10 protein-coding genes and 1 pseudogene are annotated in these 10,600 nt (G+C 43.5%); 5 read left to right on the top strand and 6 right to left on the bottom strand.

Annotated elements, in window-relative coordinates; all coding sequences use genetic code 11:
* From GNF10_RS31480 to GNF10_RS31460, 5 genes and pseudogenes are all read right to left on the bottom strand, one after another.
* Positions 1–134: pseudogene (locus tag GNF10_RS31480) on the bottom strand (photosystem II q(b) protein); the annotation flags it as partial.
* A gap of 275 nt (positions 135–409) precedes the next feature.
* Positions 410–1,081: a hypothetical protein gene (locus GNF10_RS31475; RefSeq protein WP_185580638.1), complete on the bottom strand. Its 672-nt coding sequence runs from the start codon at positions 1,079–1,081 to the stop codon at positions 410–412.
* Between the two features lie 100 nt (positions 1,082–1,181).
* The gene (locus GNF10_RS31470; protein ID WP_185580630.1) at positions 1,182–1,859 is read right to left on the bottom strand and encodes a DUF2834 domain-containing protein; all 678 of its coding nucleotides are present in this window, start codon (positions 1,857–1,859) and stop codon (positions 1,182–1,184) included.
* Positions 1,860–1,975: 116 nt separating this feature from the next.
* Positions 1,976–3,106: a heat-inducible transcriptional repressor HrcA gene (gene hrcA, locus GNF10_RS31465; RefSeq protein ID WP_185580631.1), complete on the bottom strand. Its 1,131-nt coding sequence runs from the start codon at positions 3,104–3,106 to the stop codon at positions 1,976–1,978.
* A gap of 446 nt (positions 3,107–3,552) precedes the next feature.
* Positions 3,553–3,885: a rhodanese-like domain-containing protein gene (locus tag GNF10_RS31460; protein WP_185580632.1), complete on the bottom strand. Its 333-nt coding sequence runs from the start codon at positions 3,883–3,885 to the stop codon at positions 3,553–3,555.
* Positions 3,886–4,042: 157 nt separating this feature from the next.
* Between GNF10_RS31460 and GNF10_RS31455 the strand changes: the two genes are divergently transcribed.
* The 3 genes from GNF10_RS31455 to cysE all read left to right on the top strand — a co-directional run bounded on the left by GNF10_RS31455 (position 4,043) and on the right by cysE (position 7,480).
* The gene (locus GNF10_RS31455) at positions 4,043–5,701 is read left to right on the top strand and encodes a DUF3352 domain-containing protein (RefSeq protein WP_185580633.1); all 1,659 of its coding nucleotides are present in this window, start codon (positions 4,043–4,045) and stop codon (positions 5,699–5,701) included.
* A 356-nt stretch (positions 5,702–6,057) separates the two neighbouring features.
* Entirely contained in the window at positions 6,058–6,552 is a 495-nt protein-coding gene (locus GNF10_RS31450) for a hypothetical protein (protein ID WP_185580634.1), read from the top strand.
* 163 nt (positions 6,553–6,715) lie between these two features.
* Complete coding sequence (cysE, locus tag GNF10_RS31445; protein ID WP_185580635.1) at positions 6,716–7,480, top strand: serine O-acetyltransferase; 765 nt, start codon at positions 6,716–6,718, stop codon at positions 7,478–7,480.
* A 266-nt stretch (positions 7,481–7,746) separates the two neighbouring features.
* Here the strand turns inward: cysE and GNF10_RS31440 are convergent, their stop codons facing one another.
* Positions 7,747–8,331 (bottom strand): Npun_F5749 family FMN-dependent PPOX-type flavoprotein, encoded by a 585-nt coding sequence (locus GNF10_RS31440; protein WP_185580636.1) that lies wholly within the window; start codon positions 8,329–8,331, stop codon positions 7,747–7,749.
* 206 nt (positions 8,332–8,537) lie between these two features.
* Here GNF10_RS31440 and GNF10_RS31435 point away from each other — a divergent pair, with 206 nt between their 5' ends.
* Both GNF10_RS31435 and GNF10_RS31430 read left to right on the top strand, forming a co-directional pair.
* Positions 8,538–8,864 carry a hypothetical protein gene (locus tag GNF10_RS31435; RefSeq protein WP_185580637.1) on the top strand — a complete coding sequence of 109 codons (327 nt, stop codon included), beginning with the start codon at positions 8,538–8,540 and terminating at the stop codon, positions 8,862–8,864.
* The gene (locus GNF10_RS31430; protein ID WP_311774245.1) at positions 8,865–10,568 is read left to right on the top strand and encodes a CHAT domain-containing protein; all 1,704 of its coding nucleotides are present in this window, start codon (positions 8,865–8,867) and stop codon (positions 10,566–10,568) included. It abuts the gene before it with no gap.
* Positions 10,569–10,600: the final 32 nt, after the last annotated feature.

Genomic DNA, 10,600 nt, shown 5'->3' with positions numbered 1-10,600 from the left:
GTGGCAGCTAGCAAGGTGGGGATCATGACTACGCCGAACCAGCCAATGTAAATCCGGTTGTTGGTGCTGGTGATCCACTCACAGAATCGATCCCATACGTTGGCGCTTGAGCGCTGTTGTAAGGTTGTTGTCATTGTTTTATAAATGCGATTATTTGCGGATGAATTAGGTAGGTTTTACTACCTGTTACACATCTTAAAGACTTTATTGCGTTTTGTAAAGTACTTTCAGAAAAAACTTTCTTTTGGATTTTCGCACCCGCAACAGAATCCTCAACTCCCTGAAAAAAGGAGACTCTCAATATTGACGACGGGCTACCCTACACACTTTTTTCATTTAGGTGCGTTGTCTCCAAAATTCTCACACTTTTTCTTGGAATTGAACCTTGGTGATAAATAGAAGAAATTTACTACCGATTAGCTATCAACCATTCTTCACGAATAGTTGATGGTAGGGGCGGGCGCAAGCAGAGATAAACAAGTGGGCCAAGTAGCGGGACAAATGCTACTAGCCAAAACACCTGGGGATTATTCCAGTGGCGACGAGCGATATCATCACCAAGGATTGTGGGGAATAAAAGACAAAAAAGGCAAAATGCCAAGCTCATACCATTAATAAAGCGATCGCCTTGGAACTGCTGTACAAAATCTCCCCAGTCACCGAAGGCAAACGCATAGGACAGCAAGCCAACAGTGCTTAAACTCAAAACAATCCCAAAAAAACGAGAATCCAGCAGCCTTAAAAAAGCATCCTTTTGTCCAGAAAATTCTTGATTTGGTTCACGAAAAGCCAAGTATGGCAATAGACCAAGCACTCCTGACCCTACTGATGCTAAGGCAAAAGGCCAAAAAGCAATCCGTTGCATCCTGCCATCAATGAACAATAAACCACTGTAAATTAGTAGCCAAATGCCCACTAGAGAAAACAAGGAAAGGATAATTGGATTTATGGCAAGCCACTGAAGAGTAAATATATTTTTCAACAGCATTAGCGTTTCCTGTAAATGCAGGGGCGGTGCTAATAGTAATATATAGACGATAAATCCAAGCCATAGTAACCACAATGCAGCTTTTCTAGTCATCATCTTTAGATGGTGTGCATTTAACATAATTACTAATTTATAATTCGGATTTTTTGCGTCTAAATCCCCCTTTTTGTAGAACGCTGCCCTTAGCTTTACTTTAATTTGCAGCTGGCTGCTGACTGGGTATTGCCTCTACGCCAACTTCTGGTAGAGGTGGACGCACGCACAAATAAATCAAGGGGCCGAATAGCGGTATCAACGCTATGAACCAGAATATCTGTGGATTTTCCCAACCACGACGCGCCATATCATCGCCTAGTAATGCGGGAAATAAGAGACTAAGTAGGGAGAAATCTAAACTCATTACATTGATAAAGCGGTTTGTTTGCCACTGTTGCACAAAATTTCCCCAATCTCCTCCTTTTAAACCGTAGGCAACTAGAAGAACTGTGGCTACAGTCAACACAATCCCAGTCACACGAGAATCTAGCAGCTTGAGTAATATATTCTTTTTACCAACAAACTGATTATTTGGTTCTCTAAGGGCTAAGTAGGGTAACAAGGCAAATATCCCGACTCCGAAAGAGGCAGTAGCAAATAGCCAAGCAGGTATTTTTTGCCCTTTACCATCAATAAATACTACTGCACTGTAGATGAGAGGCCAGATACCCATGAGGTTGAATAGTGCTATTACTAACGGGTTAACGCCTTGCCACTGTCCAGTAGAAAGGTTTTTAATTAACTCGAATGTACCGGGTTGCTCAGGAGGTGCTAGGAAAAAAGCATAAATAACGAATCCTAACCACAGGAAGCCAAAGGCAATTTTTCTAACCATGAAATATTTGAGTAGGATTAATTATTGATTTTGCCGCTACCAATTGGGCTATCTACCTGCGATCATCGCATTATTCATTCATCTAGACTTGTAGCAGCTTATCCCGAAACCTTACCTTAAGGATTGAAATAACTGAAGGCTTCAGAGAGGTAATCAGCAGCAGATGCCACAACTGCGATCGCACTTTCATAATCTAAGCGCGTTGGCCCCAAAACTCCCACACTTCCTACAGGTATTGAACCTCGACGATAGTTCGAAGAAATCAAAGTGCAGGAGCGTATCGGTTCTAATGGATTTTCTGCGCCAATGCGAACCGTTACCCTTGACTTACCAGCATCCTCCGGTTCTGGTTCCTCAAATATTAATCGCCATAGTTGGTCTTGTTCTTCTTCCAGCAGGTGGATAATCGTTTGTACCTGCTGTAGCTGGGAAAATTCTGGCTGGCGCAAAACTTCTGACACACCCCGAACCATAATTTGTGTGGCAGTCGGTGCAAGAGTGCGACGAGTCAATTCGGCAACTGAATTTTTCAAGAATTCTCCGTAGCGTTGGAATTCTTGATCTAGTTCGCTCCAGTTGAGGTTGGCTAATTCCAACAGACTTCGCCCCCGCAAATGGGTATTCAAAAAGTTAGAAACAATCTGCAACTCGCGATCAACTACCTCTGAATCTCGTTGTGTCTCTTCTGGTATTGGCGACAAATCCATTAATTTGGAATGTGTCTCATAACCATCGGTAACAACAATTAACATAATCCGCCCAGCTTCAATTTGCACTAATTGCAGATGTCGCAATAGCGCTGTTGTAGTTTGCGGCATAGTTATCAAGCTAATGCAACCACTCAAGGTTGCTAAAATTTGCGCGGCTCCTTGCAGTAGGGTTTCTAAACTCCGATCTTCCCACTGGAGATGCTTTTGTAATGCCACCTCTATTTCTCGCCCTAAAGTTTCTGTCCGCGTAGCGTCTGTCTGCGACACGCTCCGGGAACGCAGAGAAGGTGTAATTAGCTGGTCAACATAAATGCGATAGCCTGAATCTGAAGGTACACGTCCAGCAGAAGCGTGTGGTTGGTAGAGTAATCCAGATTTTTCTAAAACGCCCATCACATTGCGAATTGTGGCTGAACTTACACCCAGGTCGTACTCTTCGCCCAAAGCCTTTGAACCAACAGGCTCTGCCGTAGCAATGTAGTGACGTACCGTTGCCCAAAGTATATGCTGTTGCCGATTTGTTAACTGGACTTCCATAGGATATGTTTTGCTAGAGGCAAATTTTAATCAAAGTCTGGAGAAATTTCTGGATTTGATTTGAACAAGGAATATTAATAATTTATTAAGATAACAAATTATACAATTATATTGTGATAATTAATTTTAAGGTTCGTGTACACCATTCTTGAAAAGTGCGCTCTCAATAGAATCTAGGCTTTGCATCAAAAGCTAAGAGTTTGAATTTACAAGATTCTTTCCTGCCTTATTTTTGCATAATTCTACACTTAGAAAAGTATTGTTGTATACGTATTTTTGCGGCTATTGCAGCTAAGATTAGGGGCGAAAAGTTGCGTAAGTTGTGTAGCCAGTGGAGAAAGTTACAAACATCTCTGGCTAGTCCCTAAACTAATTTAGTGCTATTTTCACAATAGCAAAAGCCAGATGGAATTAAGTTCCATCTGAGTAATGCACCCAAACACAAGCTAATATTGGGGAATTGAATGGTCTACTAAGATGGAGTAAGCATCAATACCACCCGAAATATTTTGCACATTTGTAAAACCTTGAGCAATTAACCACTGACACATCTGGGCAGAGCGAATACCGTGGTGGCATAGCACAAGGGTTTCAGCTTCAGGGTTGAAGAGGGTAGGTATTTCATGTCCCCATTCGGCAAATTGACTCAAGGGTAGGTTGACAAAGCCTTCAATGTTAGCGATCGCCAATTCTTCTGGTTCTCGGACATCTACTAGCTGTATACTTCCATCACCAGAGGAAAGACGTTGTGCCAGTTCTTCTACACTAATCTGGTTCATGGGTTGACTAAAAGAATTCCCTATAAACAGTCCTAATCTTATTTATGGTGACAGAAAATCTCTGCCTTTGCATGAGTATCGATTCTCAAGAAGGCTGATAAATTCTGTTAGGCTTTCTGCTTAAATGGCTGTAAACCGTCTTTTTTAAAGGTTTAATGTGAATAGGCAACGTTCATTTATTGGTTTTATCGTAGCAGGTGCGATCGCATTGCTAATTGCGATCGCTGGCTTTTACTGGTTTTTCGCCAAAAGTCCGGCTAACCTCATTGCTTCTACCTCTGAGCCTGGTGCAGCCATATTCGTATCGAAACTTTCACCAGCAATGGTTTCATTGCTGGCGAATCCCGATCGGTTGCAGGCGTTGGAACGTGAAGAGGAACTATCTAAACTCAAAACCAGTTTATTCGCCAAAAGTGGCATAGATTATAAACAAGACGTTCAACCCTGGTTAGGGAATGAAATTACATTAGCTATCACCACCTTAGATATCGATCGCGATCCAGAAAACGGACAGCAGCCAGGGTATCTGTTAGCACTAGCAACTAAGCAACCTGAGAAAAGCCGCGAGTTTGTTGAATTGTTATTTTCCAAACGGGCGTTATCTGGGGCAACTTTAGCTGTTGAACAATATAAAGGCGTAAAGCTAATTTATGACAATTCTCAACCAGAGCAGGATTTGCTTGCAGGTGCAGTTGTTGGTGAAGGCTTTGTGTTGTTTGCCAACGATCCGAAAGTGTTAAAAGACGCGATTAATAACGTCCAAGCGCCCGATCTGAATTTGACTAGCTCCCCCGAATACCAAAAAGCTAGTAAAGAACTGCCCAAAGGAGGTTTAGCTGTAGCGTTCTTGAATCTTCCCGTTGTGGCAAAATGGCAAGGCTTGGAATTGTCAGAACAACTTTATAACAGTGAAATTATTTCTCTGGCGTTGAATCCCAAAGGATTGCTAGCAGAAACCACATTTTTGACTTCATCAGAAATTCTCACTCCATCTGCACCGCTATCTAAACCTGTAGGAGCATTGCAGTATGTTCCAGCTTCGGCAGGTTTGGCAATTTCCGGCTCAAATTTGAGTAATTTGGGTGACAGCGATTTAGCCAAACTCTGGAGACAAGCAACAGCTACTATATATGGTTCTGGGGAAGATGTGGTTTCTCGGTTAGCCAAACCTTTAGTGGATGTTCAAAAACGTTGGGGAATAAACTTACCAGAGGATATTTTTAGTTGGGTACAGGGAGAATATGCGATCGCATTGTTACCTGAGAAAGAGCAAACAACCCCTCATTGGATTTTTGTGGTGGAAAAATCTGAGAGTGTAGAACAAGGTATTGCTCGTTTGGATGCGATCGCATCATCCAATGGACTCAGCATTAATCCCCTGACTATAGATAAGCAAAAAATCTCTGCTTGGACAGAGTTAACTACGGCGGCTAAAAAAAGTGATGTTAAAGAGGGAGCATCTTTCAGTATTGAAACAAAAGTACGGGGATTGCATACAACTTTAGGAAATTACGAAATTTTCACTTCTGACTTAGAAACGATAAATGAAATTCTCACAACTAAGGATAATTCCTTAATTGACAATCCCAATTTCCAAGATAGTATTGCTGCAATTCCCTTAGCAAACCAAGGCTATATATATCTTGACTGGACAAAGAGCCAGAATTTATTAGAGCGTCAAGTACCGATTCTCAAGCTAGCGGAAGTTTTAGGGAAACCGTTTTTTGATAATTTGCGATCGCTCACAGTTAGCAGTTATGGAACTGACACGCGATCGCTCAAAGGTGGCGTTTTCTTCCAACTCAAGAATTCATGAGATTTTCATAAAAGCTCAAGTGCAGAAGGTTAAAAATTATTTTATCTTCTGCCTTTTTCTGTTCCGTAAGATTTTCGTGAATTTACTGTATTATTTGCTATTTAAATCGTCCGCTAAGGGTTTTCTTTAGGAGGCAAGGTCGTGCGTCCAACAGAGGTAATCACATCTAAATCATCAGTTGGGGAATAGTCGCTGCTATTTATATTAAGAGACAGCCTAGCAATTAGCTGTTTGCTTTAAAAACCTATTACTGTGGCACATTTTAATGTGGCACAACAAACAGAAATTTCACTGGAATTTTTTCATTAGAATATGTATATATCATTACTAATTTAACAGCCTGTTGGAGGGCTACTATGAAATTTTGTCGCCCCCGACTTGAGTTTAGCGGCGGCTGGTTGTTGGCTATACTTGCCACCATCACAGCTACACCTGTAATTGCAGAGACAGCAGCGAATTTTGGTACTTTTACCGTGTCAACAAACTCTAATCCAGGACAAGGAACAGTGCAGGGGTTTACAGGTGGTTCTTACTCATTGTCTGCCATAAGTAACCGCGATCGCGACCAAAAAGCCTGTATTGGTTTTGCCGATCCTAATCCAGATCACATTATGGTTTTGGAAAATGACTTTTCTCAGCTAACAATCAAAGTCGATAGCAACAATACCGACACAACTTTACTCATTCAAGGCCCAGATCAGAATACGATTCGCTGCGGCGATGATACTGGCAAAAGAAAAGATGCTAGCGTTAGCGATCGCAACTGGAAAAAAGGTACTTATCGGATTTGGGTAGGTACATTTAATTCTGGGGTCAAGCGTGATTATACTCTGGCAGTGGAGCAGCAGTGAAGTGGGGAGTTAGGAGTTAGCGATTAGGTATTGTGTATTGGGAAGAATTTATCCCCAATGCCCAATTCTCAATTCCCAATTCTCAATTCCCAATTCTTATGTGCAACACCTGAGACGATAATATGGGAGAGTAGCTTGTTGTGCTTTCCGAGGGTGCTATCTCGTGCTATCTATACTGCGTGCTGACTTTCGTATCATATTTGAACGTGACCCAGCTGCTCGTAACTGGTTGGAAGTTTTATTTTGTTACCCTGGTTTGCAAGCCCTGCTATTCCATAGGCTGGCTCACTGGCTGTATGCTCTTGGTCTTCCCTTTATTCCCCGCCTGATTTCTCACTTGGCTCGGTTTTTGACTGGAATTGAAATCCACCCTGGTGCAGCAATTGGGCAAAGTGTGTTTATTGACCACGGGATGGGTGTAGTAATTGGTGAAACTGCGATCGTGGGAGACTATGCCCTAATTTATCAAGGTGTTACCCTTGGGGGTACTGGTAAAGAATGTGGTAAGCGTCATCCAACTGTGGGTGAAAACGTCGTAGTTGGGGCTGGAGCGAAGGTACTGGGTAATATCCAAATTGGTAATAATGTTCGTATTGGCGCTGGGTCTGTTGTTCTAAGGGATGTACCTTCAGACTGTACTGTGGTAGGGGTGCCTGGGCGCATCATGTATCGTTCTGGAGTTCGGGTTTCACCTCTTGAACACAATAACTTACCAGATTCAGAAGCTCAAGTAATTCGTGCTTTAGTAGACCGGATTGAGGCGTTGGAAGAACAAATACAAACTCTTCAGCGCAACAATTCTTCAGAAAAAACTCCTGTTTTAGTGGGTTCTTTAGCCACCAAAGAAGATGAGCCAACCCACGATCCTCGCTGGTGCAACCTCAAAGATAAGACTATCCAGCAATTTTTAGATGGTGCTGGCATTTAGTTAAAAGTCAAGGGTTAAGGGTCAATCTTTAGCCCTTTCAAGGTGACTCGTAAAATCTCTTATTTTTTCTCAGCGATCTCTGTGCCTCTGTGGTTTAAAAGTATTTTTTCTAACCACAGAGGCAAGGCAGCGCGGTCTTGGGGGTTTCCCCCATGAGCGACTGCCGCGCAGAGGACACAGAGTATAGAGCTTAAAGAGGAATCTATTTAGCAAAATTTTTACGCACCTTGGAAGGGGTAGGATGAATCTTTTGACTCTTGACTAAATCACGGATTAATCGCTTCGCTAGACCACTCTTGCTGGTGATTACGGTGGTAAAGCCATCGATTTTGTGGTTCGCCGCGTAATTCTAAATGGTCTACTTGCACCGGATCGAGTAGCAGGAGACAAAAATTAGGGAGTGGCTCAATAGGATCGGGTGGTGATGGCTCAAAGACCTCTGCTTCTTGGATTCTGGGTTTACCAGGATAGGGCCAACCAAACTGTAAACGCGCTGCATCACTTAATTCTTGCCACATTGCGATCCGGGCTGGCTGTAACTCCTGGTGAGAATCATCACTGCTGATTAGGGTCAAATCGCCAGCCATGCGGAATTGTTCTCGTGTATTGGGGAAGTACCAGCAAATTTCTGCCCAAGGTTGTTGCTGTATTTGGTCGGCTTTGGCGCTACGAGTATCGGTGATAAATTTTAGCTGGTTTGTATCTTCTAGGAAGCCGCGAAAGACTAGGGTCCGATTAGCGGGGCGGCCATTGGGTTGCACTGTTGCTAGTTGCAGGTAGCGGGCATAAACAAGGCTGCGGTTGCGATGGAGTGCATGAGCGATCGCACCTCGCCAAGGAGCAAGAGACATATCAATTAAAAATTAAAAATTAAAAGTTAAAAATGAAGAAAGTCAGATTTAATCTGGGTTTCCAGGTTTGGGTCTGTTGTCTTATTTTAGACAATTGGTACAACACTAAGTAAATAATTTTGCAATCGTCTCTGTGTCTTTGCGTGAATATTATCCTCAATTCAACGCAGAATATACAGTATGTTGTATAAATTCGCAGATGAGCTATGGCAGAAATTCAAGTTGGTATTGAGGGTGAAGGCGCACCAGCAGCAGCCGAGGCTTTGCTAGAAATTCCTGGAATATCGGGAAGCTATGAAGTTCCGGCGCAAAGAGAAGGAACTCTCGCCGCCATTGCTACTATTATTACCATTGTGGGTGGTGTTGCGGCTTTAGCTGAACAAATTCGCAACTGGTATCAAGAATGGAAGAAATCTTATCCGGGTAAGCAATTTGATGTGGTAATTCTTGACCCTGTTACTGGAAACAGGATTTTACTTGAAGAAGCTACCATAGAGGAAATCACGGAAATCCTCAAATCTATCAGCAAATAAGTGCAAACTATCCGCATTCAACTTCGGGAAAGTACGCAGGAAACAGTTGAACTCAGGTATTGGCTACCTCAAATAAAGCACTATGAATCACGTCGCCTGAAATTAGCAGAAATCGCTGATTTACTCAAGCAAGGAGAACGAGATTACTATAAACTGCTGCCCAATTTACCAGGAATCGGGAAGCAGTTATTTTTTTGGTTGGATGGGGATGGACGGTGGTTGAGTCGGGGAATTGCTAACTGTCGCGGTGAGGGGTTGGTAATTGCCATTGATACTGATAAAAAATTGGCACATCTACCTTGGGAAGTGCTGCATGATGGTGAGGATTTTTTAGTGAAGCGGGTTAATCCAGTGGTGTTACCTCTGCGCTGGATTGAGAAAGATACGGAAGGGTTTGCTGTGGAAGCACGACAATTGCGAGTATTGTTTATGGCAACCGACCCGGAAGATGTGCAACCAAAGTTAGAGTTTGAAGAGGAAGAGGCGAGAATTCTGGCTGATACGCGAGATTTTGCTGTAGATTTGCGGGTGGAGGAAAGCGGTTGCGTTAGCGAGTTGGGTAAGGTGTGGAGTCGCTATTTTAATGACTTTGATGTGTTTCACCTCACAGGACACGCGTCAATTACGAGTGAAGCACCTTACACGCCTTACTTTATCACTGAGACGGAAGTGGGGGAACGCCACGAAACCACAGCCGCAGAACTGGCGGAAGTCTTTCGGTTTCGCTTTCCCAAGTTGGTGTTTTTATCTGGGTGTCGGACTGGACAAGCACCAGATAAAGTGGCTGTCCCTTCAATGGCTGAGGCACTAATAGAACAAGGGGCGAGAGCGGTTTTAAGTTGGGGGCGGCTTGTGGAAGATCGGACAGCTACAGCCGCCGCCGCGCACCTCTACGGCAAATTGGCAGCCGGATATCAATTAGCTGAAGCACTCGCTAGCACTTACCAGCAGTTGTTTAAACAGAATGTGCGGGACTGGCATTTGTTGCGGTTATATGTCCAGGGAGAATGTCCCGCTGCGTTGGTGGAAGTGGTGGGAGATGTGCCACCCTCTGCGCCGGAACCTGCATACCAACAGTTTTTAGATCCCGATACCCAACTGGTGCGGGTGGCGAAACCCTCTGAGTTTGTTGGGAGACGGCGGACTTTGCAACGTTGTCTCAAAGCAATTCGCACTTCATTAGGGGTACTAATTCACGGAATGGGGGGTGTGGGTAAGAGTACTGTGACGGCGCGACTTCTGGAAAGGATGGTTGGCTATCACAGGCTGGTGAACTTTCGGCAACTGGATGAGGACAAACTGCTCAAAACCCTTGCTGAACAATGTACCTCGGAACGAGGGCATGAAATTCTTAATGGCAAGTTACCCTTGATGCAGCGCCTCACCAAGTTTTTCACTGAAGGACTGAATACCAAAGAACAGCGCTTTGCCTTTGTGCTGGATGACTTTGAGGCAAATTTGGAATTACGAAATGGGGTTTATGTCTTGCAACCACAAGTTGTGGATGTACTGCTGGCGTTGCTGAAGGCGATGCAAAATTCCCAACTTCTCCACAAGGTAATTATTACCTGTCGCTACAATTTCACTTTGTCGGAACTGAATCATCGTCTGTACCGCGAACATCTGGGGGCTTTGGGTGGGGCAGATTTAATTAAAAAGTATACAGCACTTCCGGCTGTTATGAGGTACAGTAGCAGCAATTAGCAAACCAGTTTCTTAAATGTTGAGGATTTATT

The organism is Nostoc sp. UCD121 (genome assembly GCF_014222285.1).
Lineage (GTDB): Bacteria > Cyanobacteriota > Cyanobacteriia > Cyanobacteriales > Nostocaceae > Nostoc.
The sequence above is the reverse complement of the archived record's forward strand: the minus strand, read 5'-3'. Positions and strand labels throughout refer to the sequence as shown.